The organism is Anaerotaenia torta (assembly GCF_050433395.1).
Lineage (GTDB): Bacteria > Bacillota > Clostridia > Lachnospirales > Lachnospiraceae > Mobilitalea > Mobilitalea torta.
This window is the reverse complement of record NZ_JBNPXH010000008.1, coordinates 131109-157181: the sequence shown is the minus strand read 5'-3', so window position 1 is coordinate 157181 and position 26073 is coordinate 131109. Positions and strand designations below refer to the sequence as shown.

The following is a 26073-nucleotide window of genomic DNA, read 5'->3' as shown; positions in this document are numbered from 1 at the left end:
AAAAACTGCTTCACCCCATCGCAAACCTTGTGTTTCACAAATCCATTGATTTGCAAGCTGTAAGAAAGGCATGGTTATTCATATGCTTATCATAAATGATTTATCTCTTCGTTATAAAACCAGACAAGCGGTTTACCCTGTCATTGACCGCCTTTCCTTCCAGTTGGAGGCAGGCAGGGCGCTGGCGGTTCTGGGCCCGTCCGGCTGCGGCAAATCCACCTTGATTCATGCCCTCTCCGGCTCCCTCCCCATTGCAGGGGGAACGGCAGAATTTATAACGGAGGATGGGCGGCTGCCTCTAAGCCCGAAGAGACACCGGATTGGTCTGATCCCTCAGAATTGCGGTCTGCTTCCCTGGAAAACCGTGCGGGAGAACTGTCTGCTGCCTCTGAAGCTTCGCAGGGAGTACCGGAGTGAGAAGCATTCCACAGATTTGCATCAGCTATGTGAGGCTCTGAACATCTCCTCCCTTCTGGAGAAATATCCAAGAGAGCTCAGCGGGGGAGAATTGCAGCGTGCCGCTATCGCCAGAGCCTTCCTTCAGCAGCCGGACCTCCTTCTGATGGATGAGCCCTTCTCCGCCCTGGATGAAATCATCCGGGAGGAAGCCAGAGCCTTGTTCCTGTCCCTGTGGAAGCAGCAGCGCCCCACTACCCTCCTGGTAACCCACAGCATCGAAGAGGCTCTTTATCTGGGAACGGATCTGCTGGTTATGGAAGCTCAGGGCGGAGGCATCCGCTATCAAAGCCCTAATCCATACTTCGGGATATCCAATCCCCAGGATGGGGATTATTTTGCAGCCAGACAACAGCTGCGCAGCCGCCTGACCGCAAATGAAAAGGAACCGGAAGGAAGTGAAGGACACAATTGAAGCGATTATGGAAGCATTGCCTTATGTTTATCCGCGGCTTTCTGTCAATCAATCTGATCTGGCTGATTGCCTACCTTCTGACGGATACCCCTGTCATTGCCAGTCCGCTGAAGGTATACCAAAGCTTTTCCCTCGTCCTGAAGGATCATATGCTGATCCATATTATATACAGCCTGCGCAGAGTCGGAGCCGGTCTGGTTCTCTCCCTGCTGATCGGCATTCCCATGGGCATCCTCCTTGCTTACTCCCAGCGGATGAACCGCCTTTTGTATCCTCTGATTTATTTCAGCTACCCCATTCCCAAGACAGCCCTGCTCCCCATCGCGATGCTGCTCCTTGGCATGAGGGACGGTTCGAAAATCGTAATCATGGTGCTGGTCATCGTATTCCAGGTCATCGTATCGGTCCGCGACAGCATCCGGGCCATCGACCCTTCCACCTACCAGGTGCTTAAAAGCCTAGGGGCCGGAAGAGCGGCCATCCTCCGCCACGTGACCCTGCCCGCCATCCTGCCCCAGCTCTTCACCAGCCTCCGGGTCTCCCTGGGCGCCGCCATGTCCATCCTCTTCTTCGTAGAAGGCTACGGCACCTCTTACGGAATGGGCTATTATATTCTGGATGCCTGGTCAAGAATCAACTATGTGGAAATGTATATCGGGATCATAACCATCGCTGTGGTGGGCTTTTTCCTGTTTGCCGCCATCGACGCCCTCGCCGGTCACATCGGCAAATGGAACCATACCCCGGAAGCCATTTTGTAACGGTGTCAGGCACCGTTAACATTACTTGGTGTCAGGCACCGCAAAGCCCCCCGCCACCCGCTGTTTTCTGCGGCATTAAGAAAGGAGATTCGTCTCATGGAACAAAACCTCTCGAATAATAAAAAACGGCTGGTCATCGGCATGAGCGGTGCCAGCGGCGCCGCCCTGACCATTCAGCTTCTTGAATTAATGGCATCCTGCCCCGATTGGGAGACTCATCTGGTCATATCAAAGGGCGCTGAGATGACCATCACCCAGGAAACAGACTATACTCCCGACCAAGTGAGAGCCATGGCAAATGTAAGCTATGATCTGCAGGACTACGGCGCAAAGATTGCCAGCGGCACCTACCAGACCGAGGGAATGCTCCTTCTTCCCTGCAGCATGAAGACTATGGCGGGAATCGCCTGCGGCTACAGCGATAACCTGCTTCTTCGGGCTGCCGATGTCACCCTGAAGGAACGGCGGACTCTGGTTCTGGTTCCGAGAGAAAGCCCCTTAAGCACCATTCATCTTAGGAATATGCTGACCCTTGCAGAAGCAGGCGCCTTCATCATGCCCCCGGTTCCGCCCTATTACAGCAATCCCTACAATCTGGAGGATATGAATCTGCAGATCATCGGCAAGCTGTTAGACCGGTTTCACATTTCGGTGCCGGGATTTTTACGCTGGGGAGAATAATCCCTTCTCCTCTGGAAGAAAATAGAATTAGATTTTCTCAATTTAGGTCTTGACAAAAACCTAGAATTTCGATAGGATATCTTAAGTTAGCATTAGCTAACAGGGACAATATATTATTCACTATCTGAAAAGAAAGGATATCATCATGAGACTTAAAAACTTCCACTTCTACGCAAAAGGGATACTGGCACTTGCCCTTGTTCTGTCAATCGCAGGCTGCTCCAATTCCACAAAAGGCACTTCCGACAATCCTACCGATGCAGCCGCACCCACAGATACAGCACCCGCAGAGACAACAACCGTTCCGGAAGACAATTCTTCCGATACTTCTTCCGGCTACCCGGTTACCATAAAACATGCCTTCGGAGAAACCGTGCTGACCAGTAAGCCGGAGCGCATTGCTACGATCTCCTGGGGTAACCAGGATGTTCCCCTGGCCCTGGGTGTGGTTCCCGTGGGTGTGTCCGAAGCAAACTACGGCGTTACCGACGGCAGCGGCCTTCTGCCCTGGACAGCGGCAAAATTCAAAGAGCTGGGTGTTGAGAATCCGGTCCTCTTTAACGACACCGACGGTCTGAACTACGAAGCAATCAATGATGTTCAGCCGGATGTCATTCTGGCTGCTTACTCCGGCATCACCCAGGAGGAATATGCGCTTTTAAGCCAGATCGCTCCGGTCGTGGCCTATCCTGCTCTTGCCTGGCAGACCTTATGGCGTGATCAGATTATCTTTGATGCGGCAGGAATGGGAAGACAGGCAGAAGGAGAAGATCTGGTCCGTCAATTAGAGGTGCTGATTGCAGAGAAAACAGCGCAGTATCCCCAGATCAAAGGAAAAAGCGCCGCCTTCTTTTATTTTGTCCCCTCTGATTTAGGCAAATTCTACATATACCTTCCCACGGATCCACGCGCGGCATATCTGACGGATCTGGGAATGGAAATACCGGAAAGCGTAGCCGCCATGGCCCAGGCTTCCGAAAGCTTTTCCATTGAACTGAGCGCTGAAAATGCCGATCAGCTGGCAGATATCGATATTGCTGTTGCTTACGGCGATCCGGCTTTATTGGAAGCCCTTCAGGCAGACCCTCTTGTAGGAACCATCCCTGCAATTCAAAGGGGCTCCGTAGTCATGATTGAAGACGGCACACCGCTTGCCGCCTCCGGAACCCCCAGTGCTCTTTCCATCCCCGCAACCATCGATGAATATCTGAGTTTATTCGGAGAGGCAGCTGATAAGGTACAATGAAACAGGTAAAAATAACCGTGCTGTCCTTCGGCAGCCTGGTCTGTCTTATCCTATGCGTGATTGCCTCTCTGGCCTTCGGTGCCCGTTATGTCCGTTTTTCCGAAGTAACGGATGCGTTACTGCATTTTGATCCGGCTTCCATAAGCCACCTTGTGGTTCGGGAGCGTATTCCAAGGACGGTTTTTGGTCTGATCGCGGGGGCCTCCCTTGGGGTATCCGGGGTTCTTATGCAGTCCATCACCCGCAATCCCATAGCAGATCCCAGCATTCTGGGCGTAAATACCGGTGCTTCTCTGTTCGTAGTGAGCGGCATTGCATTCTTCCAGATTAATACCGCCGGCCAATACATATGGTTTGCCTTGGCCGGCGCTGCCGTCACAGCCGTATTTGTCTATGGAGTTGGCTCCATGGGACAGGGCGGAGCGACACCCATTAAGCTTGCTTTGGCCGGCGCTGCCACCAGCGCCGCCCTCTCTTCCCTGGTCAGCGCTATTATTCTGCCCCGCACCGATGTCATGAACGCGTTCCGTTTCTGGCAGGTGGGCAGCATCAGCGGCGCAACCTGGAAGGGAATTGTTTCGGTGCTCCCCTTTCTGATTCTTGGATTGATCATCGGAATTCTCGCCTCTCCGGCCCTGAATGCCCTCGCCCTGGGAGATGATGTAGCCACCGGCTTGGGCGTGCGTACGGGGGTGGTGCGAATCGCCGGCGCACTGGCGGGTGTGCTTCTTTGCGGAGCGACGACGGCACTGGCCGGGCCCATCGGCTTTGTAGGCCTTATGGTTCCCCATACGGTCCGCCTCCTCTGCGGCCCAAATCTCCGTCTGATTATCCCCATGTCGGCAGTCGGCGGAGCAATTGTATTGACCCTGGCAGATGTTGCAGGAAGACTGATCGGAAGACCCAGTGAACTGGAATCCGGAATTGTTACCGCTTTTCTGGGCGCTCCCATCCTGATTATTATTGCCATGAGAACGAAGGTGCGATCATTATGACTATAAATCCTTTTGATACTCTTAAACAACGAACATCAGGCCCTGCCGGCAGCTCCGCCCAACCGCCCCAAAGAGCCGGCCGTCTGTCTTATGTTCAGTCAGGCTGCCGATCCAGGAGGCTTCGATGGTCTCTTGTGACGGTCTCCCTGGCAGCCCTTACTTTTCTGCTGTGCGCCGGCATGCTGCTTCTCGGCAACACCCTGTATTCTCCGGAGGTCGTTATCCGGGTGCTTCTGGGTGAACAGATCCAGGGTGCCTCCTTCGCGGTGGGCGTTCTGCGGCTTCCCCGGATGCTCTCCGGCCTCCTTGCCGGGATCGCCTTTGGTATGGCGGGCAGCACCTTTCAGACCATGCTCCGCAATCCTCTGGCCAGCCCGGATATCATCGGAATAAGCTCCGGCTCCAGCGCAGCGGCGGTTTTCTGCATCCTTATCCTTCGGGTAAGCGGGACTTTTGTATCGGTCGCCTCTATAATCGCAGGCCTTTGTGCAGCCGCACTTATTTACCTTCTCTCCCGGGGCGGAAGCTTCTCCGGGGGGCGGTTGATATTGATCGGCATCGGCATCCAGGCTATGCTCAATGCAGTCGTATCCTTCTTGCTGCTTAGGGCATCCCAATACGATGTTCCCGGCGCACTCCGGTGGCTCAGCGGCAGCTTAAACGGAATGCAGATGGGGGATGTTCCGGGCCTTTTTCTTGTTGTGATTTTCTTCGGTCTGGTTATCCTCCTGCTGGGAAGGCATTTGAAAATCCTGGAATTGGGGGAACAGTCCGCTATTACCCTGGGCTTGCGGGCCGACCGCTCCAGAATCCTTCTGGTTCTAAGCTCCGTTTTTTTGATCGCCTCTGCTACATCGGTCACCGGTCCCATTGCCTTTACAGCCTTTCTGGCAGGACCCATCGCCACCCGGCTGGTGGGAACCGGAGCTTCCAATGAACTGCCATCGGGACTGGTAGGCGCCATACTGGTACTCGGTGCGGATCTCATCGGGCAGTTTGCCTTTGATATCCGTTTCCCGGTAGGAATCATCACCGGTATTCTGGGCGCTCCCTATCTCCTGTTTTTACTTATTCGAATGAATCGAACCGGAGGGTCATCATGAAAACAGCACAGCAGCTAAAAGCAAATAATATTGTTGCGGGATATGATAATAAAGTCATTCTTCACGGAATTGATCTGGTCATTCCCGATCATAGGATCAGCGTAATCATCGGTGCAAATGCCTGCGGAAAATCCACCCTGCTTAAAACCCTGGCCCGTCTGATCAAGCCCTCCTCCGGGGATATCCTCCTGGGGGAGAAGAAGCTTAATGAGATTCCGCCTAAGCAGCTGGCCCGTGTCCTGGGGCTGCTTCCCCAGTCTCCTGTGGTGCCGGAGGGAATCGCCGTTGCCGATCTGGTAGGCCGGGGGCGATTTCCCTATCAAAGCTTCTTTAAGGGCTGGGGTAAGAAGGATTATGAAGCGGTGGAAGAAGCTCTGGAGATTATGGGCATCTCAGAGCTGGCAAACCGCAATATTGACGAGCTGTCCGGCGGGCAGCGCCAGCGGGTATGGATTGCGATGGCCCTGGCGCAGCAGACCGATATCCTGCTGCTGGATGAGCCTACCACCTTCCTTGATATCACATATCAGGTTGAGATTCTGGATCTGCTTACGGACCTGAATAAGAAACGCGGCACCACCATTGTTATGGTGCTCCACGACATTAATCTGTCCGCCAGATACGCCGATTATATCTTTGCTCTTCACAAGGGCAGGCTCATCCGTGAGGGAACTCCCCCAGAGGTTGTTACCGAGGATTTGATCAAGCAGGTGTTTGGGCTCGATTGCGCCGTAATCAAGGATCCGGTATCCGGCTCTCCCTTTATTGTTCCCAAGGGCAGGCATCATGTTCATCCCGGGGAGCTTCTATATTCCGGACAGATATAAGGGCTGCCGCAAAATGAATTGGTGATAGTAATTTATACAAAATAATCCTATTAATAGCACAAAAATGCGCCTTGAAACAGCTTTTGAAGCTTAGTCAAGACGCATTTTTTATGCACATTACAGGGCATTACAGGGGATATATGTAAGCCTTCATCTCTCCCTCGATATGAAGCGTTTCATATGGCCTTTCCGGATATACGGACATTGTGACGGGAATTAAGCCATCCTCGGCGAACAGCTCCAGCAGGGAGACATCAAAGATCAGCTCCAGGCGGTAATCGCCCTTCTGATATCTTGCCGCGCTGACCCTGCAAAACTCCGGCAGCCCGTACTTTTCATGGAAGTCCTTCCTCCCGGCCTTCGTGCGGTCAACAATGATCTCTTCGCCGGTAATCTCGATAATCAGCTCTTCATCTATGGCATTGGATAAAATTATCCTTCCCTGTCCGCTGCCTTCCGCCTCCAGGCCAAAGGACTGGGTTGCAAGCTCCGTCCGGTCTGCTGCCAAAACCCCTTTGCCCCTCAATTGCTCCAGCCCCAGAGGCCGGAATGCCGCCCGGTATCCCAGGGGCGTCTTTTTCAAGCTTATTTCACTGGCAAGGCTCATCTGTCCCCGGTAGCCTTCTGTGGGAACAGCTCCCCCATAGGCCCAATTATTCGCCCATCCCATTAACACCGGTCTGTCCATATTCTGAAAGGTGACTCCGGCATAATGATCCGGGCCGTAATTCAGCCACAGCGGGCCTTCGGCTTTTTCCGCTTCAATAAAGGTTCTTCCGTCAAAGGTGCCTATGAAATACTGGGTCTTATGTACATTAGCCATCTTATTCTCTGTCTCAATGATCATACTGATGATCAGAATCCATTTGATGCCTTCCTCCGTTTTTACCGGAAAGCAGTCGGGGCATTCACAGATGCCTTTGATTCCATTGTGCCCGATAAGGAATTCCCCTGTCTTCTCCCAGCTTTTCAGATCCCTGGAGCAATAAAAATTAACACGGTCCGTTGCCGCCAATACCATGCTCCAGCAATCCAATTCGGAGTTCCGGAATACCTTGGGATCTCTGAAGTCCTTTATGCCAGGGTTGGAGATAACCGGATTTTTGCGGTATTTTTCAAAATGAACATAATCCGTACTGTAAGCCATGCTTTGGTGTTCGGTCTGCGTTGTACCGTCATGGCTGGTATACAGGGCCACCAGCGGAGCCTTCCCTTCCGCTCCGAGGCCCGAGGTATTCTGATAATCATAGACACAGCTTCCGGAAAAAATATAACCCAGTTCATCCGGGTACAAGGCGATGGGCAGATGGTCCCAGTGCAGCAGATCTCCGGAGATTGCGTGTCCCCAATGCATGGGTCCCCAGACGGTGTCCTCCGGGTAGTGCTGATAGAACAGATGATAAACTCCATCCACATATACCATTCCATTGGGATCATTGATCCACATCGCAGGCGGTGTAAAATGCACTTTTGGCCTGTAATCTCGTTTCTCTTCTTTTTTCATATTATCCTTCTCCTATGACTTTCTTTCTATCCCTATATCTTTCTTTTTTTATCTTTTCCTTTATTTCTTATTTTCCATTTCTCTTTTATCTCTTTCTGTTTCCTGCCCTTTGCTTTTCACACCAGCTGATATAAGCTGTCCTGATAATTCTGTACATAATATCGGACGTTGCTTCTTCCGCGCCGAATAACAGTATGCCCTTCCTCCTCCAGCTTTTTCTTCTGAGCCTCTGCCCCTCCGGGATATTTGGGATTCAATTCGCCTTCCGCTTTCAGTGTTCTCCAATACGGTGTCTTTTCTTCCTCCCTTTGTTCACTGGCCCAGGCTGCTATGGAGACAAAGATTCCGGCTGTAATGGGATCTGTAAAATCAGCCTGATTTTCTATGGCAAAATAATCCCGGATCTGCCCCACTGTAATGACTTTGCCATAAGGGACCCTCTTCATCACATTGTCGTAATCCATGGGCGGGGCAAAATACATCCGTTCACCGCCGTATTTCTCAATGCTTTTCTCATCGGTAATGATCTGCACCTTAGGCATGTCCTTATTATTGCGCAGCATTGCGTTAAAATCCTTTTTCTGTTCATTTGCCATCTCAATGCACCTCCTTGAGTAGAGCATAAATTATTTTGTCTCCTTATGCAATGAGGCAGTTTATAAATTTTTATATTTTTATATCCTAATGGCTTTTTACTTCTATTGATGAACGGTTGAAATTTTTATTACATTGTATTAAACTTTATCTTAGTTCATTTTAAAGCAAGATATTATTTCAGAGCAGGGAAATGGGGCGGTAATAATGAATTCTGCATGGAACAAGAATAACCGGCGTGAGATTATGCACACCCTGGGACGCTATTTTGCAATTCTTATGATTATAGCTCTCGGTGTCGGCTTTTTCTCCGGGCTTAAGATCACCAAAGAAGCCATGATACAGACAGGGGATTCCTATATTTCCGAAAGCACCATGTACGACTACCGCCTGCTGTCCACTTTAGGGTTTACGGATGAGGATATTGAGTATTTCAACGGCCTGGACGGTATCAGCGCTGCGGAAGGAGCCGTCTTTGCTGATTTTATCGCCGAGTTCAATGACCACAAAGATATTATTCTTAAAGCACATTCCATAACCCAGAACGTGAATCAGCTCAGTATCATCGCAGGCCGGAGCCCCAGCGCAGATAACGAATGCCTGGCGGACGCTCTCAGCTTTACGGAGGAAGCCATCGGTAAGACAATCCTGCTTTCCGACAGCAATGAGGAAGACACACTCCGTTCCTTTTCCTATCAGGAATATACCATCGTAGGGTTATGCAATTCTGTCAGCTACCTGTACCGCAGTGACCGGGGCACCACCAAGCTTGCGGGAGGTTCGGTCAACGCCTTCCTCTATCTCCCGGAGGGCGGCTTTTCCGTTGATTATTATACGGAGCTCTATCTCAGTCTGGACATTCCCCGTTTCAAAATCTTCAGCGAGGACTATGAGGATGCCATATCCGCCATGAAGCAGTCTCTCACCGATGCGGGAAACCTCCGGGCCCAGCTGCGTTACCAGGATATTATAGAAAAAGCCAATCAGGAGATTGCCGATGCAGAAGAGGACTATCATTCCTCCTATACGGAGTATTTATCTCAAAAGACGGATGCAGAAAAAGAACTGGAAGCTGCATGGCAGGAGCTGGAGGATGCAAAGGCTGAAATCAGTCATAAGGAAACGCTGCTGGCAGACGGCAGACAGCAGCTGGAGGAGAAAGAGGAGCAATACCAAACCTCCCTGTCAGAGTACAACAATTCCAGAAAGAAATATGAGGCGAAAAAGGAAGAAACCCTTGCCGCTCTTGACGCAAAGCAGGCAGAACTGGATACCAGCCGTTCTCAGATAACTGCCGGCATGGAGCAGATCGAGAAAAGCGGTGTTCTTGACCAATACAAGGACTTACAGCAATTGAAAGCCGCACTGGAGGAAGCCCTTACCCTCCTCACGGACCAAAACAGCCCGGAGTATCAGACCGCTCTCGCACAATTGGAGCAGGTAAAGCAGGGGTTGGCACAGATCGAGGCGGCAGGAGCAGTGGAGCAATATCAGGCACTGACGGCTTCTCTGACCCAGGTCAACGCAGGGCAGACCCAGCTGGATGCGTCCAGGAAAACGGCCAATACCGAGCTCACCGCCGCAGCGAAGCAGCTGACTTCGGCGAAAGCACAGTTGGACACAGCCAAAGAGATCATAGAGGATTATAAAACACAGCTTACCGACGGCGGGAAAGCGCTGGCAGAGGCAAAAGAGCAGTACAGCGAGGGCTTAGAGAAATATAATACCGCCAAGGAGGAAACGGATACCTCCTTAGCCGATGCCGATAAGAAGCTGAAGGATGTGCTGGAGCAAATCCGTTCCGCCAGGGAAGAGGTGGCCCGGATGGATCAACCGTCCTGCTATGTGCTGGATCGGAGCACCAATATCGGCTATACCAGCTTTGAAAATGACTCCTCCGTGGTGGAGGGCATCGCCAAGATATTCCCTATCTTCTTCTTTCTGGTGGCCGCTCTGGTCTGCAGTACTACCATGACAAGGATGGTGGATGAGCAAAGGACTCAAATCGGCACTTTAAAGGCGTTGGGCTACAGCAACCGCTCCATCGCCCGGAAATATGTCTCCTACTCGGGAAGCGCCGCCGTTCTCGGCTGTATTCTGGGATACTTTGCAGGCACCAGGCTGTTTCCCTTTGCCATCTGGCAGGCTTACAAGATGCTTTATGGTTTTTCCGAAATCAAATATGTATTCAGCGGCTACCTGGCACTCCTTACCCTGCTGGTATCCCTGCTCTGCTCTGTGGGGGCCACCTATGCGGCCTGCCGGACGGAGCTGTCACAGATGCCGGCCCAGCTTATGCGCCCCAAGGCTCCCAAGGCGGGAAAACGCATTTTCCTGGAACGGCTTCCCTTCCTGTGGAGGAAGATCAACTTCCTTCACAAGGTATCCATCCGCAATATCTTACGGTATAAAAAGCGTCTCTTTATGATGCTTCTGGGCACCGGCGGCTGCAGTGCACTGCTGCTGGCCGGCCTGGGCTTAAAGGATTCCATCAGCAATATTGCCGACGACCAGTTTGGCTCTATTATGATGTATGACTACACCCTCACCTTTTCCGACCCTTTAACCGAAGAGGAGAGGAAGGCTTTTGACGAGGATACCTCCGGCCTGCTCTCCGAGTGCGTGTTTATCTGTACCGATACCTATGAGTTCTCGGATAAAAAGGGGAGCCAGAAGATCAATATTATCGCCAGCGATGACCCGGATATCACCAAGGTCATCGGCCTGCATCTGAATGGCCAAGCCGTGCCCTATCCGGATTACGGCTATGTTGCCGTCAGCGACCAGCTGGCTAAGGCCGCGGGAGTGGGAATCGGGGATACCATGACCATCAATCTCAATAATGCGGAGTATTACACGGTTCAGATCGGGGGCGTGTTTAAAAATTATGCCTTTCATTATATGTATATGAGCGCCGCCACCTACCAGAAGGTCTTCGGCGCAGACTGCACCTATAAGACAGCCTATGCCACCGCCGGCGCCGGTCAGCTCTATGATATTTCCGCCAGGCTCATGAACGATCACGGCGTAGCTAATGTCTTTGTTACGGAGGACACAAGAAACCGGGTAACCGATATGATGAACAGCCTTAATTATATCGTCTGGCTGGTCATTGCCTGTGCCTGCGCCCTTTCCTTTGTGGTTATGTATAATCTGAGCAATATCAATATTACGGAGCGTAACCGGGAGATCGCAACCATTAAGGTGCTGGGCTTCTTCCCCACGGAGACCTACAGCTATGTCTTCCGGGAGAATATCGTGATCACCCTCCTCAGCACGGCCCTTGGTCTGCCTGCGGGTATTCTGCTTCACCGCTTTGTTATGGAACAGATTAAAATTGAAGCCATCTCCTTTAATATTCAGATATTCCCTGCCAGCTATCTCTATGCGCTGGTTATAACCCTTGGCCTAACCGGATTAGTCAGCTTAATCCTGATCGGGAAAATCGACCGGATTCCCATGGCGGAATCCTTGAAATCCGTAGAGTAGAAGGAGGAAAATCGCTGTGACCAGTAAAAAATTCCATCTATCCCAGATGGCATGATAAAAATCGGGGGAGTTAAAATATCCTTCCTGATAGAGCAGCTTATCCTTTTCATAAAAGGCCCCCTCAAGGGCCTGGGCGTCTTTCTCCGTATCTCCTGCGGAGACCTCCGGCCTCACATAATAGGCTGCTTTTGTCCCTTCATTAAAATAATCTGTAAATGCCCGGTACAGATCCCTTGTTTTAATATAATAGGGCGTTACCATTTCACCGTTCCGATACTGTTCGATTGTTTTCTCTGTGGCAAAAGGAATTACAACCCTCCAGCCCCTCCGATATGTGGGCCAGCTGCGAAAGCCATAGATTTCATAAAGGTTTTTACTATTCTGATTTAATTTATCATTTAACTTATAATCATCATAGCAAAGGCTTCCCCCCGGAATGCGCGTGACTTCCCGGGCCAGAAGACTGGGCTTACTGTAATAGGTTAAGGTGCATCACCTACACATTAGGGCAATATTTTTGCCATCTTGCCGATCTATGGATTTCCCAGTATAATAGCAATAATAGTACGCCGTACCGCAGGTATCCCAGACAATCGGCGGCAGTACCATGGAAAGGACCGGACAATGAACACAGGATTAACCTCATTATTGCATACATTACAGGAGCCCCCGGAGGAGTTCTCTCCCATTCCCTTCTGGTTTATTAATGACGAACTCCATAAGGAAGAGCTTACACGTCAGCTGACAGATTTTAAAGAAAAGGGTGTAAATGGCGTAGTGGTACACCCCCGCATCGGTATCCCGAAAAGCATTCCTTATTTATCCGATATTTATTTTGATTTTATACATCATATTGTAGAGACTGCCGCCAGTCTGAATATGAAAATTGTGCTGTACGATGAGGCCATGTATCCCTCCGGCACGGCACACGGTGAAGTTGTGAATGCCAATCCTGCCTTCGCATCCATCGGCCTTTGTCTGATGGATAGAGATACAGCAGCGGGCTGTAATTTAATCTACCAGAATCCAGCTGACAAGAACGTAGTCGGCAAGGATGCGGCCGATAAAATCATGGCTTGCCGCAGTACGGCTGGCAGCACAGACAATCATAAGGTGATTGCACATTTTTCTGACGGCAGTATGCTGGTACAAAAACATTGCGGCGGCACAATCCGGGGCATTCATTTTGGCGAAGATGACGGCGAGCCTAATGCTCCTCCCTCAGCCGACATCCTGAATCCGGAAGCAGTCCGGCTATTTATCCGGCTCACCCATGATCAATATTATGAACATCTGAAAGAATATTTCGGCAATACTGTTATTGGATTTTTTACCGACGAGCCCGGTGTCTTAGGGCGGAATGCTCAGGGATATGCGGAATGGACCGATGGGCTGGAAGCAGAGATTCTTGCCGCCGGAGGCGATTTGCAGGAGCTGCGCGCCCTGTTTGAGAAAAAGGAGAATGCAACGACCCGCATTTACAGGCAGGTAGTAACAAAGCGCCTGTGTACCGCCTATTACCAGCAGCTCAGCGACTGGTGCGAGGCCCATGGAATTGCCCTTATGGGGCATCCGGAGAAAAGCAATGATATCGACGAGGAGACCTATTTCCACATTCCCGGACAGGATCTGATTCTGCGCCGGGTTGCACCGGAGAACGGCGGTATTACGGGAATGGACAGCGTGCAGGCCAAATGCTCGGCAGATGCCGCACGGCATACCGGCAAGCGCCGCAATTCCAATGAGTGCTTCGGTGTCTGCGGTCACGGTGCCTGGCACCTCCCCGCTTGCGACACGAAGTGGATGATTGACTGGCTTGGTGTGCGGGGTGTGAATTTATTTATTCCCCATGCCTTCTACTACAGCCTGCGGGATGCCCGTAAGGAGGAACGTCCGCCGGATGTGGGACCGAATAATATCTGGTGGAAGTATTACCGGCTGTTTTCAGATTATATCAAACGTCTCTCCTATCTCATGACCGACAGCAGGAATTGCGCGCAGATCGCCGTTCTCTGTGAGAGCGGCAATATGCCCTGGGAAGAGGCAGCCGAACTGTATGAGAACCAGATTGAATTCAACTATATGCCTGTTTCACTGCTTGAGGAAGCAGTTATAAAGGATAAGACCTTGAATATAAGGGACTATAGCTATACCCATTATATCCCCTGTCATGGCACAGAACTGCCCCTGCTCCGGGCTGATACGGCAAAAGCGGAAGACCTTCCAAGGGATCTCAAGACCGCCATACCCTGCAAGTCCCTGCGTGTGTCACATATCGTCCGGGACAATATACATATCTATCTCTGTGTCAACGAGGGGCTGGAAGCCATTGATCTTTTGGCCAGCGTGCCTGTCTGCGGCACCGTGATCCATTATGACCTGTGGAGGGATACCATATATGCCGTCGGCAATAACGAGAACTTCCGGCTGAAGCTGCATCCTTTTGAAAGTGCGGCGCTGATGTTAGACGAAACCGGCCGCGTTGCAGCACCCCCTCTGCCGGATTGGAAGGAAATTGATCTTCAGGAGCGGCTGACAGAGGTGGACCATGATGATACACAGCTTTGTAAAACCTACCGCACACAGCTCACCCTCCACGACCCTTCCGGTGACGAAGTACTTTGTCTTGAAGCGGAGGAAATGGCGGAGTGCTGGATCAACGGTCGTTTTTCCGGTGTAAGCTTTTGGAACAGGCACCGCTTTTTCTCCGCATCCCTGCTGAAGCCGGGCAGAAATGAGATCGAGATCAAGGTAACCGGCAGTATCTCCAACCGATACGATAAACCGATTCCTTATGGAATCATCAGCGGTGATATGATTGCAGAAACAGGAAAAAATATTTAAATGGCAGACCCATGGGAAGCCATAACCGCTCCCCATGGGTCTTTTAAACCATAGCTTTCCGCTTGTTTAGCCATATCCATATAGATCTCTTTCGCAAGCTGGCATAATTCAGATTATATCTTCAACCATAAAGCGGGACGGACACCTCCTGTACATCTGCCATCACTGATATTGCCTTTTAAAATATTGTTGCCCTGGATCCCTATATTACCGTCACCATGAATATATACGGCTTTTACATTAAAGCGGCCGGGCGACCGAAGCCACCACCACCAAATACCGCCTTTACCCTCAATTCTTGCTATTCGCTTACTGTTGTTCTCATCTTTTCTTTGAAACCAATATCTTTGATTCTTTCCCCGGTTTTGCAGCTTTGAGCTACTATCACCGAAATACTGGCAGACTACTTCCTCAATGCTTAATAAAAATATGCTGTCCCTTGTATCTGCTCCGCCTTTTGAACCATACCACTGATTGTCAGGATTTTTATTTATCACCGGAAGTATTCTGGATTTATCCGCTGCGTTAAATTTGTCATAGAATTCACCGTTTAGATAGTTTCGCAAGGAGCAATCCGCCCATGTTATATCTTTATAAGCATCATGGTAAGCGCGATGTTCTATAATGTTCTCGGTTATAATCAGAGCAGCATTGTTTTTTACATCGAGAACACGCCAGTTATAACCGCCGAAGGATATTACCCCTCCAATATTAATTTTCTCCATTCACCTTCTCCTTTTCCTTAATAGGGAATAATAAATCCAGCTGTAAATCCTCCATTTTACCGTTTTGGGTATAGTTATAAAAATTTAATGTTTCTTCAAAGCCCTGTCCCGCACTGGTTTCCGGCGATATCCATCGCGGAGAATCCCAGTCGTTATCGTACTTATCGCTGGCATTGACCCATTCCTTTAATAAACGCCAATCCTCAAAGTCCCATGTCCTCAATACATGCGCCGCATATAGCCCCCCGTTAAAGGTTCGCTTTACTAAAGGTGCGGGTATTTCCATGTCATCGGGAACAGATACCCACATTTCATAGGTGCGGGAGGGTTCTCCGATTCCTGTTGCTCCTATAGAGCAATCAAACCCAAAGCTCCGGGCATCCGGTTTGATTTTTAATAATCCGCTGTCTTTTACGAAGCGATTTATCATATCAAAGGTCTTGCCTTCGCAGTCTTCTCCCGATGCGTAGCCAGCTGCCACCGTCATGGGCGGAAGGTAAACAATCCTCACATCTTTGTCTTCCATCTTACTTAGTTTCTCACTTGCCTGATTAAGCTGTTCCATTGACTTTTCCTCCTTGAAATTAATTTTAGAGACAGTCAGGGAATCCACAATTTCTAATAAGCCTTCATCATCCGGGAGAGCGAATACCGCGCTTCCAAGGTTCAGATGCTCGATAAAGGCTTTAATAACGCTGCGAATGGTAGACAGGGCGGTAATTTCGTCCTCAATTTCAGTAAGGTTGCGCTCAAAGGCTTCGATTGCTACACGGGCATCCGCCCTTTGCAGTATCCCGGCAATCTGTTTAAGCGGTATCCTCAGCTTACGCAGAACAATAATCTGACGCAGACGTGTGATTGCTTCGATGTCATAGGTACGATAAGAGAAATCCTCCTTTTTCACAGATGTTATCAACCCGATTTGTTCGTAATATCTAAGGGTTCGGGTTGAGATTGAAAAATATTTAGATACTTGACTGATTGTTTGCAGTTCCATGACTAACCTCCCTTTCAAGTAAGAGTATACAAGTTGACGCGACGTTAAGGTCAAGAAGGAAATCATAAATTCGTTATAAAAACACACAGAAAATCAGGATTATCTAAATAATCGGGATCTAAGCGTTCCATCAAACCTACACCTTATCAATTAATGACCAGTATAGCATAATTCTTTAGCCAATCATAGAAACGAATCTAATTGACAAATATATCGTACTGCGATATAGTGTTTATATAGAGGTGCGATATATCGTGTCTCGATAGGAGGTGGGGCTATGAAAGAACGTATTAAAAGGATTTACTTGCCGATGACAGAAACCGGTTTTTATATTTTGTTCTGTCTGCAGGAAGAGATGCATGGATACAGCATCACACAGAGGGTGAAAGAAATGACAGGCGGAGAAGTCATAATCAGCGCCGGAACCATGTATGGAAGTTTATCCAAAATGGAACAGGATAACCTGATACGCTTTATCCGAGAGGAAGGAAAACGAAAATCATATCAAATTACCCCATTGGGAAAAGAAATTTTAGATATTGAGATAAAACGTATTAAAAGGGTGTATGAAAACATAAGGGGAGGTCAGCTGGATGAAAAAGAAAATTATTCGTAAACACTTTTTCTTATCCGACTTTTTAGAGGAACAGAAATTTTTACAGAAACAGCATCGTTTAGGCTGGAAGTTTGTAGAATTGAAAGGAACGAATAAATATATCTTTGAACAAGCAGAAGCCGAAGATTTTATTTATCAAATGGACGTTATTCCGGCTATCAAGGATGAAGAAGCCTATTTGCTCATGTTTAAGGACTACGGGTGGGAGTATGTAACAAAATACAATGCATGGTATTATTTTAGGAAGATAAAAAAATGTCCCACTGAAGATATCAGTATCTTCAGTGATGCAAGCTCTAAGCTTGACATGATTAAAAGGGGGCAGAATGTTCAAACGGCAACCTTGCTGTGCCTGTGCGTCTTATCAGCTTATTGGATATTTTCTTCTCCGTCCGTATTGGGTATCGTATTTTTCATTGTATGTATTGTTTGTGTCATAAGAAATTATATTAAATTCAAGAAGCTAAAAAATTCTATCAAGAACCCTATAACTGAAAAGTAATCCAAAAGAAAATAGAAGAGTGTATCACTCTGTCACCCTATTTTAGTGATTTTGCGGTACACTCATTTTTTATTTGCCGGCCATTTCCATCTTTCCGATAATTATGGTAACCGTTGTCCCGGCATTCGGCGCCGAAGTAATGCAAATTCTGCTGTTGTCACCATAATAGAGTTTAATACGTTCCTGAATATTAAACAGTCCGTAATGTTCTGATTGGTGTTCCAGCAGCCTGGCAACTTTATCCTGATCCATTCCAATACCATCATCCTGAATTGTGATATGAATTTCACTCTCCAGAATGATTGCTTCTATCGTAATATTTCCCGCCTTTTCCGGCTTTTTCATAATTCCATGAATAACAGCATTCTCTATTACCGGCTGCAGGGTGAGTTTGGGCATACAATACTTTGCGATCTCAGGAGATTTGTTGATTTTTAGCCGGATGGCGTTATCAAAACGTACATTTTGAATACTGAGATAGGTTTTCGCTAATTCTATCTCATCTTCGATACTGACGATAATCTTCCCCTTATTTAATGTCAGACGGAAATATCTTGCCAGGGTAGTGATGATACTGCTGATATCAGATGCATCTCTGCGAATTGCCATCCAATTAATACATTCCAATGTATTATAAAGAAAATGAGGATTAATCTGCGCCTGAAGCGCCATAAGCTGCGCCTTTCTCTCCTCCAGCCGGGTATTATAGTTCTCCTTAACCAATTCATTGCTGCGCTGTATAATATGATACACTTGATCTTCCACTTTTGCCAGGTGATTTTTGATCTTTGCTTCATGTTCACCGGACTCATTCTCCAGCCAAATCCCTTCCTTCTCAATTCTTTCTGCAATTCGATTCATCCTTAGACTAAATTCATGGGTAATATTATTGATGATGATAAAGGAGGCCGCTACAAACAGGAGAAGTATTAAAATGGAGAATATAATATAGCTTAAATCTCCCCAATAAGAATAATTCTCAAGCAGGAATTCTTCCGGAATACTGTCTATAATTTTCCACCCGGTTTCTTCCATCGTTGTATAGATAAAATATTCATTTCCATCCGAAATACTATTCTTTATAATACCCTGGTCTGCTTCCTTCATCCTTTCCAGAATATCTTTTGGTATACCCGGCTGACCTATCTGTGTTTTATCCAGACATGAGATCAGATACCCATTTTTATCAATGATAAATACACGCTCGCTTTTTCTCAAATGAATATCCTTAAAAAGGGAATATAGGGTTGTTTCTGCTACATCCACAGAAAGCATTCCGTCGTTGTCAAAAAAATTGTCACTGTGCTTTAAAATTCTCCGGCATGAAACAACCCAGGTATCCGGTTCTCCTGCAATATCTGTTACAGGATAGGCTTCCGACCAGACAACCGCACCATATTGGTCTGCAATATCCGCATACCATTCCTGATCATTAATTCTCTCTATAGGAAAGAAGTTCACATGTTCCGATGCCGCCATCTTTCTCCCGTCGACAAAAAATCTTATCTTAAAAATTCTGCTGTCCATTTCCATGGTATAAATCTGGTTTCGTAATTTTTTTAGCTGTTTAAGCTGCAAAGATAAATCATCATTGTTTTCCGTTTCGATAAATGCCTTTACTTCACTGCTGAAAAAAAGTGTATCCGATGACTGTTTCACGATTTGTAATGTGTTTTCTATAATATATCGGATCTGTATCAGGGTTTGCAGGGTGGACTGGTTGATATTTAGATGAGCCGATCTGGTTACCTGCTGATAATTGCTGTAACCCAGTCCAATGGTAGGCAATAATACCATGAGTATGAATATGACAACCAGCTTTTTCTTCATATGGATCCCTTCTTTTCATCAGACTCAGAGGCAATATCTTCAAGATTTTATGCTATTTCGTTCTGCGCAGACCGATCAGCATCTGCCGGTATTCTTTCGGCGTAAGAGCCGTATATTTTTTAAATATTTTACTGAAATAACTTGGTTCGATATAACCGACCAGGCAGCCGATATCCGCCAGCCTGACAGAGGAATCCTCCAGCATTCTTTTAGCTGCCTCAATCCTTATATGAGTGATATATTGATTGATCGTCTGCCCTGTTTCTTGCTTAAAAACTGCACATAAATAGGTGGGACTGAGAAAAATCCGATCCGCTATGGATTGAATGCTGATATTTTCACTATATTCCCTTTCAATAATCTCTTTTATCCTCTTGATGATCTCAGAATTATTATCCGTAACCTTCTCACGAATCACCTGGTTTAACCTCATACAAAATTCCAGTACGGTCCGTTTCATATCAGGTATGGTTTCCATCTTACGAAGTTTTTCATAACTGTTCATAATTTCATTTTCATCCAGCTTAAGTTCGCTGTGTAAAGCAGAAAAGGCCTCGTATGCAGCCGTCACAAGCATCCCGGAGCATTGAATTCCATAAACCACGTCAAGGTCAGGCGCCGCGGTAAGATTAAAATAAAAATTTTCAATTGCCCGGTAAAGTATCTGGGGATCGGCAACTGAAATTGCGGATCGCACCTCATCCAGGGACTTGAAAAGCAGATCCTTATTTCCCTGCTCCTTCTCATGTCTTTGAATGACCCTGTCACTGCCCAGGATCAGCCGTTTGTATACATTTTCACTTGCCTTCTCGAAGGATTTTGGCAGTTGTGACAGTTGATCCACGTAACTGCCTATCCCTATGGTTGCTCTGATATTGGATCCCTTTCGCAGAATACTCTGGATTGCATCCGACAATCCGTTCACCTGGGCCTCAAACAATTCCGGGTTAAAAGATTCTTCCTTGCTGTCATCATAAAGAATTAACACAAAATCCCCTTTGTCATATTCAAAAGCATAGCCATTGGAATGTATCTCGATCAGTTCCTCCATAAGATACTGCATTCCAAAATCCAGTACCTTTTCCGCGCTTCGGTTCATCCCGCCATAAGCTTCCTGCTTATTGTCCACGCTTACAATTAAGGTATTATAACGGCATTCTTTGGGCAGTGCAATGGCTAAGAATTGCAGCTTTTCTTCAAAATCAGGGGTATCCTGAGGTGTTCCATCCACAAGATCTATAAAAAACCTGGTTTTTAAAAAAGACAGATCTTTTTTCATCTGTTTCTGGGTTCTTTCTCTTTTCAGCCGTTCCTCATTTTCCGCATCCAGACGTTCTTTTACTTTATGAACCACAGCCTTCAGTTCCGCTGTGTCGATTGGTTTTAATATATAATCAAGGGCATTTACCCTGAAGGCCGATTTGAAATATTCTACGTCATCATAAGCACTCATAATGATAATAGAGGGGTTCCTTGAGAGCATGGCAAGGCGCTCGCACAAGGCAAATCCATCCATATCAGGCATTCTGATGTCCGTCAGCACAAGGTCCGGTGTTCGCTCGCTTGCCATGGACAATGCCGTCAGCCCTCCGTCAGCAACACCGACAACCTCAAATCCGCAGGGATTATTTTGAAAGAAGTATGCAATACCTTCCCTTGTTTGTTTTTCATCATCTGCGATCAATAATTTATACATCCCATCAGCTCCTCCGGCAACACCCTGACTCTATTTAAAGTATGCTCCGCTTTCACGAAGCTTATTTCTTAATTCCATGATATCTATACTCCTGACATCCGGGTAATGAAGGGCCAGTGCTGCTGCTGTTCCAGCAGCCTGTCCCGTTACCAGACATACCGGCATTACCCTGACGCTTCCCTGGACGCGGTGATCACAGGATATAATCCGGCCGGCCGCAAGAAGATTATCCGCATGGTTTACAATGAGGCTCCTGTAAGGAATTCCGTGAGATTCTCCCGCAGAATATGATTCCCAGCCCTCTTCGCCGTTATTTTCACCATTCATGATTTTATCCCGCTCTTCCTTTGTCTGGTGCACATCAAGAAAATAACAGTTTCTTCCTACCTCATCAGGAAAACTCTGCCGTTTCATATAATCCTGGATAGTAAGCTTATAGTCCCCCACAATTCTTCTTGTCTCTCTTGTCCCCAGTACGGATGCCGTCGCAGTTAAAAATGATGATCCATAGGCATCCGGAAGTAATTCCTTAAGCCCTCTGTGATACTGATCGGCAAGAAGCCGTCCCTTCATCAAAGCCTGGGATTCACTGAAAGGATCAAAGGGATCGATATCCCACAAATGTCCTGCATTAAATCCCACAGTCCTCGGACCGATCAAAGAATGGCAGATATGGGCATCCGTTATCAGGGGATATTCCTCCGATCTGGCTAAGGTATAGGCAGCACAGTCCGGATTGCTCATATGTAACAGGGATGAATTCATATAATGGTATTCGTCCACATTGGACAGAACAAAACAATGGGTTGCCGGCTGAACTTCATGGGTTAATTCATCTCCGAATTCATAAGGTAAATCCGCCATGGCAGACATATCCGCATCGCCGGTACAGTCTATATAATTCTTTCCCTGAAAAGCAAAAATCCCTCCCCTGCCAACCGCAACTACATGGTCAATCCTGCGGTTACTGAAACTGACCGATATTACCTGGGTATGAAAAAGCACACTGACTCCCGCTTCATAAACCATACGGTCATAAACTCTTTTCAGTGCCTCAGAATCAATCGGAACCCAGTCCGCATCTTCCTTTTTCACATGTCTCATGCCGGCTTTGGCCCTTTCAAGAACTTCCTGGGCAATTCCCCGGTATATGATATCCTGCCGATCAGAGAACGGACACCAGGCGGGTACCAGACCAATGGTTCCCATGCCGCCCAGAGAACCGCTTTCCTCAAGGAGGAGTACCTTGGCGCCCTGTCTGGCCGCGGCAATCGCCGCGGCGCATCCTGCCGGCCCGCCGCCAACTACAATCACTTCATAATCCTGATTTAATATAATTTCTTTTGTAAAACGAATACTTGGTTTTTCTTCTTTATTATACATCGAATCGCCCTCCTATTCCAATATATTGTCGGATTTTGTCCGTCAGGTTACGGCTGATCTCATAAAAGCCTGCTTCACTGGGATGAACCAAATCAGAACTTAATCCCTGCCATTGTGTCAGGAGTTCTTCTCCCGGGATATATTTTAGTCTAGGCAGCTTTAAATCCTGAACCTTAGCTTTGATGATCCGTTTAAATTCATAAAGTTTCATATCCTCTTTCCAATAGGCATCGTTTAAAAACAGATCGATGCAGAAAATCCATTTGTCCGGATTGGCGGCTGCAATCCTTTCAATAAAATAATCAATACGCTTCTGAAACTGTTCGGGAGTCCATCTTCCAAGAACATTTACTCCCATCTCCAGGGTAGCAAAGTCCCAGTCCTTCCTTTGGGCAATATAATCGGCAGCATCCGGTTCCATATGAGCACTGCCTGCAAATCCAAAATTAATCAGATCCGCCCCCAGCAGTCCTGCCGCCTGCATCGCGTAAGACCCTGCCGGACGTACAGTGCTTCCGCCATGAGTAATAGAGGAGCCGTAAGCCAGATATCTTCTGACCGGAACATAAAGATCTGGCGGCGGTGCAACGTCTCCTTCCACCCCTTCCAATACATTACCCGCATCATAGGGCAGAATGATACGAACTACCTCCGGATTGAAGCGCATCCCCTGTTTATAAGCAATTTCCTTTAACAGTTCCAGATTTTCCGCTTTTGGAACGGCTATTTCCGTAGTATCTTCCCCGATGTAACATGGGGTGATCTTATAATGGGCCTGAAAATCACCATAATAAACTTCTGCCACACCTGTTTTGCTGAGCAAATCAACGCTTTCCCGCCGAAGCCGTATGACTGCCTCATCCCCCTTTAAAACAAAACGGATTTCACAGCCGCAACAAAAATAGGCGGCCTTTTGGGCTCCTTCGTTTAATTTCCCGAACAGGCCATCCGGGATCCTGCAAAGCCGCACGCCATTTCCGTTTTGTGCCGGTACTGTCTCTTCGATGTTATATAACTCCACATTCTTATAAATCATATTTTTCACTTCCCATACCGAATGCCTCCCCGCGGCTTCTAAAATTGATTTGAACCATATGTTCTTTCCCGTCATGAAAAGCAGGAACCAGCTTTCCGTCCAGTATCTTTCCGTCAACGATCACAGAAAACTCACCGGAACCGTCCGCATTTGTATGATCGAAGTTAAAATGATAAACGGCCCCCCTGTAATGGCGTGTTGCACTAATTTTTTCCCATTCCTTCGGAAAGCATGGTTCAATGCTTAATCCGTTATATTCTGCTTTGATTCCCACGATCATCTCTGTAATACACCGGTATATCCAACCTGCTGCTCCGGTGATCCAGGCCATCAGTGATTCACCCGCGCGCAGGCTGTTCTCCGGACCAAGATACATATTTGTTATGGCATAAGGCTCCGCACCGGAATCAGAAGCCGGACTGTTCCGGGTTAAGGGGAGTATTTTCTGCAATGTCTTCCATGCATTATCAGCCCGCCCCAATTTGCAGTCCGCCGCGATTTTAAAAGCAACCCCGTGATTATAAACCGAACCGTTTTCATAACTTCCCGGCTGCATATAGGTAACACGGCCGATATGGTCATCTGGCTTCGTATAGCTCGGTTTCATCAGCACATACCCAAAAGAGCAGGACAACTCTTCTTCCACCAGATCCATCAGCCGATCCGCCTCATCTGCTTTGAGAGTCTCAGATAAAACCGCCCAGGACTGCATATTAAGAAAAATCTTTCCTTCTTCATTTTCATAAGCCCCGACTTTTTCATTCCAGTCATTATAGCCGCAGATAAAATGATCCGAATCCCAGGCATACCTGCGAAGATTTTCCCTCATCATCTCTGCCTTCTTTTTCCACCCCTGTGCTTCCCGGGTCTGTCCCAGCTGAACAAGGAGTTCTGCATATTCTTCCGCGGAGCATATGGCTGCCTCGGATAACCATACACTTTCTCCTATCCCTTGAAGCCCCGTATTATTAATGGAATCATTCCAGTCACCGCCGCCCCACAGGCAAAGGCCATGTTCCCCAAGACCGGTAAAGAGAAACTCCATTCCTCTGGTGCAATGGTCCAGTACGGTTCCGGCTTCTTTGCTTTCAAAATAGGGCACCTCGTTTGTCAGCAGGGAAAAATCTCCGCTTTCTTTTAAATACCTGGTTACTGCAGGCAGAATCCATGCCGCACCGTCACGATAGGGGTGGTAATCATTCCCTTCCCACTGTCTCAGCGTATTTCCATCCGGATATTGATGTGCCAGGCACAGCTTTATTTTCTCTGCTCCGGCCTCATAATTCAGCGGCATCAGCCCTGCACTGTCCTGCATAATATCACGGAAGCCTTTGGCATAAACCCTTCCCCATGTTTTCCCAAAATTCATTTGATGTTTCAGCCATAGGTTGGCCAGTCGGTTTAGATTCTCATCCGGTGTTTCTATCTGCATTCTGGCATATATCTGCTCATTTCGTTTACAAATCTGATCCAGTTCCTTTTCAAAACCTCCCTCCTTGAGCAGATCTCCTGCAATCTCAACTTCATCCGTTCCCTCAAGTATCGGGCCTAAGACAAACCGCAGTTCCCTGCTTTCTCCGGGGGCAAGGGTAATTCTATATTGCAGCGCGGCCATCATGGCAGAGTCAAAACTGCTTGCCTGACAGGATAAATTCCCTTCTTTTATAGCATCCGGGTGGGATATCCGGCCATATACTCCTTGAAACCTCCGGTTGCTGGTTTCATAATAATCTGGTTTCTCCTTCGCAGCAAAAAACACTCCCTGCATCTCCGTTTCCAGCTGAAACCCCTGATGATATAAGGCGATACCGAATAATTCCTCCTTATATTCCCCATGGCTGTATGCCGTATGCCCTGATATATCCGCCATTATATCGGCGTATGCAAATAAATCAAAGGATTTCTCCTCTGATCCTGTATTTTTTATCTGTAAGCGCCAGCATTCCGCAGCATGAATCGGCGGCACAAAAACCTCAAAGACAGTTTCCAGATCACGATACTTTGAAGTCACTGCAGACCTTCCCTGACCTACTCTTGTATAAAATGTTTCATGATCCAACTGATCAAAATTTCTGTTCGTACACCAGACCGTTTCTTTCTCCTTTACAAATATCAGCCGGCTGTCTCCCGTTCTGCACAGGGTCCGGCGTATTCCTCCGCTGTCCCGGTAAAAACTGTCCCCGCAGCAAAATTGGTTTACACGTGCCAAAACAGCTTCATTCCATATAAAATTATAAAGCAGTCTTCCCGGATACATATCCTGTATGATATATTCCTTTGTCCCGTCATTAAAATAACCTGTCTTTATTTTATCCATCATCCTTACTCCATAATATCTGTGTATTCTTCATGCATGAGAGAAGGGGAGGGATG

21 protein-coding genes are annotated in these 26073 nt (G+C 47.7%); 11 read left to right on the top strand and 10 right to left on the bottom strand.

Annotated elements, in window-relative coordinates; translation table 11 throughout:
* The first annotated feature begins 82 nt into the window (after positions 1–82).
* The 7 genes from HNQ56_RS14280 (at position 83) to HNQ56_RS14250 (ending at position 6484) form a co-directional block, all read left to right on the top strand.
* The gene (locus tag HNQ56_RS14280; protein ID WP_429147422.1) at positions 83–871 is read left to right on the top strand and encodes an ABC transporter ATP-binding protein; all 789 of its coding nucleotides are present in this window, start codon (positions 83–85) and stop codon (positions 869–871) included.
* A complete protein-coding gene (locus tag HNQ56_RS14275) occupies positions 868–1632 on the top strand; it encodes an ABC transporter permease (RefSeq protein ID WP_429147420.1) in 765 nt (254 codons plus the stop codon). The genes HNQ56_RS14280 and HNQ56_RS14275 overlap by 4 nt, the downstream gene beginning before the upstream one ends.
* 96 nt (positions 1633–1728) lie before the next feature.
* Positions 1729–2313 (top strand): UbiX family flavin prenyltransferase, encoded by a 585-nt coding sequence (locus HNQ56_RS14270; protein WP_429147417.1) that lies wholly within the window; start codon positions 1729–1731, stop codon positions 2311–2313.
* 145 nt (positions 2314–2458) lie between these two features.
* Positions 2459–3559, top strand: coding sequence for an iron-siderophore ABC transporter substrate-binding protein (locus tag HNQ56_RS14265; RefSeq protein WP_429147414.1), 1101 nt, complete (start codon positions 2459–2461; stop codon positions 3557–3559).
* Positions 3556–4554 carry a FecCD family ABC transporter permease gene (locus HNQ56_RS14260; RefSeq protein WP_429147411.1) on the top strand — a complete coding sequence of 333 codons (999 nt, stop codon included), beginning with the start codon at positions 3556–3558 and terminating at the stop codon, positions 4552–4554. Before HNQ56_RS14265 ends, HNQ56_RS14260 begins: the two co-directional genes overlap by 4 nt.
* On the top strand, positions 4551–5657 hold the full coding sequence (locus HNQ56_RS14255; RefSeq protein WP_429147408.1) for a FecCD family ABC transporter permease: 1107 nt from the start codon (positions 4551–4553) through the stop codon (positions 5655–5657). Before HNQ56_RS14260 ends, HNQ56_RS14255 begins: the two co-directional genes overlap by 4 nt.
* The gene (locus HNQ56_RS14250; protein ID WP_429147406.1) at positions 5654–6484 is read left to right on the top strand and encodes an ABC transporter ATP-binding protein; all 831 of its coding nucleotides are present in this window, start codon (positions 5654–5656) and stop codon (positions 6482–6484) included. The genes HNQ56_RS14255 and HNQ56_RS14250 overlap by 4 nt, the downstream gene beginning before the upstream one ends.
* Before the next feature lie 127 nt (positions 6485–6611).
* Here HNQ56_RS14250 and HNQ56_RS14245 read toward each other — a convergent pair whose 3' ends face one another.
* Positions 6612–7988: a glycoside hydrolase family 32 protein gene (locus tag HNQ56_RS14245; protein ID WP_429147403.1), complete on the bottom strand. Its 1377-nt coding sequence runs from the start codon at positions 7986–7988 to the stop codon at positions 6612–6614.
* 116 nt (positions 7989–8104) lie between these two features.
* Positions 8105–8584: an MGMT family protein gene (locus HNQ56_RS14240; protein ID WP_429147400.1), complete on the bottom strand. Its 480-nt coding sequence runs from the start codon at positions 8582–8584 to the stop codon at positions 8105–8107.
* 205 nt (positions 8585–8789) lie between these two features.
* Between HNQ56_RS14240 and HNQ56_RS14235 the strand changes: the two genes are divergently transcribed.
* Complete coding sequence (locus tag HNQ56_RS14235) at positions 8790–12071, top strand: ABC transporter permease (protein WP_429147398.1); 3282 nt, start codon at positions 8790–8792, stop codon at positions 12069–12071.
* Here the strand turns inward: HNQ56_RS14235 and HNQ56_RS14230 are convergent.
* A complete protein-coding gene (locus HNQ56_RS14230) occupies positions 12009–12332 on the bottom strand; it encodes a hypothetical protein (protein WP_429147395.1) in 324 nt (107 codons plus the stop codon). The two genes, HNQ56_RS14235 and HNQ56_RS14230, sit on opposite strands and share 63 nt — an antisense overlap.
* A gap of 363 nt (positions 12333–12695) precedes the next feature.
* Between HNQ56_RS14230 and HNQ56_RS14225 the strand changes: the two genes are divergently transcribed.
* Positions 12696–14915, top strand: a complete 2220-nt coding sequence (locus tag HNQ56_RS14225; protein ID WP_429147393.1) for a glycosyl hydrolase family 2 protein — start codon at positions 12696–12698, stop codon at positions 14913–14915.
* A gap of 113 nt (positions 14916–15028) precedes the next feature.
* On the opposite strand, the gene HNQ56_RS14220 is transcribed toward HNQ56_RS14225, so the two are convergent.
* Both HNQ56_RS14220 and HNQ56_RS14215 read right to left on the bottom strand, forming a co-directional pair.
* Complete coding sequence (locus tag HNQ56_RS14220; RefSeq protein WP_429147390.1) at positions 15029–15640, bottom strand: DUF6273 domain-containing protein; 612 nt, start codon at positions 15638–15640, stop codon at positions 15029–15031.
* Positions 15627–16637 (bottom strand): MerR family transcriptional regulator, encoded by a 1011-nt coding sequence (locus tag HNQ56_RS14215; RefSeq protein WP_429147387.1) that lies wholly within the window; start codon positions 16635–16637, stop codon positions 15627–15629. The genes HNQ56_RS14220 and HNQ56_RS14215 overlap by 14 nt, the downstream gene beginning before the upstream one ends.
* 277 nt (positions 16638–16914) lie before the next feature.
* Between HNQ56_RS14215 and HNQ56_RS14210 the strand changes: the two genes are divergently transcribed.
* Positions 16915–17253 (top strand): PadR family transcriptional regulator, encoded by a 339-nt coding sequence (locus tag HNQ56_RS14210; protein WP_429147384.1) that lies wholly within the window; start codon positions 16915–16917, stop codon positions 17251–17253.
* Positions 17231–17755, top strand: coding sequence for a DUF2812 domain-containing protein (locus tag HNQ56_RS14205; protein ID WP_429147381.1), 525 nt, complete (start codon positions 17231–17233; stop codon positions 17753–17755). The genes HNQ56_RS14210 and HNQ56_RS14205 overlap by 23 nt, the downstream gene beginning before the upstream one ends.
* 69 nt (positions 17756–17824) lie before the next feature.
* Here HNQ56_RS14205 and HNQ56_RS14200 read toward each other — a convergent pair whose 3' ends face one another.
* Genes HNQ56_RS14200 through HNQ56_RS14180 form a run of 5 tightly spaced genes read right to left on the bottom strand, consistent with a single transcriptional unit; the run spans position 17825 to position 26017 of the window.
* Positions 17825–19585 (bottom strand): cache domain-containing sensor histidine kinase, encoded by a 1761-nt coding sequence (locus HNQ56_RS14200; RefSeq protein WP_429147378.1) that lies wholly within the window; start codon positions 19583–19585, stop codon positions 17825–17827.
* 52 nt (positions 19586–19637) lie between these two features.
* The gene (locus tag HNQ56_RS14195; protein ID WP_429147376.1) at positions 19638–21281 is read right to left on the bottom strand and encodes a response regulator transcription factor; all 1644 of its coding nucleotides are present in this window, start codon (positions 21279–21281) and stop codon (positions 19638–19640) included.
* A gap of 30 nt (positions 21282–21311) precedes the next feature.
* Positions 21312–22664 (bottom strand): FAD-dependent oxidoreductase, encoded by a 1353-nt coding sequence (locus HNQ56_RS14190; protein WP_429147374.1) that lies wholly within the window; start codon positions 22662–22664, stop codon positions 21312–21314.
* A complete protein-coding gene (locus HNQ56_RS14185) occupies positions 22657–23700 on the bottom strand; it encodes a GDSL-type esterase/lipase family protein (protein ID WP_429147371.1) in 1044 nt (347 codons plus the stop codon). The genes HNQ56_RS14190 and HNQ56_RS14185 overlap by 8 nt, the downstream gene beginning before the upstream one ends.
* Entirely contained in the window at positions 23690–26017 is a 2328-nt protein-coding gene (locus HNQ56_RS14180) for a GH36-type glycosyl hydrolase domain-containing protein (protein ID WP_429147369.1), read from the bottom strand. The genes HNQ56_RS14185 and HNQ56_RS14180 overlap by 11 nt, the downstream gene beginning before the upstream one ends.
* Between the last annotated feature and the right edge of the window lie 56 nt (positions 26018–26073).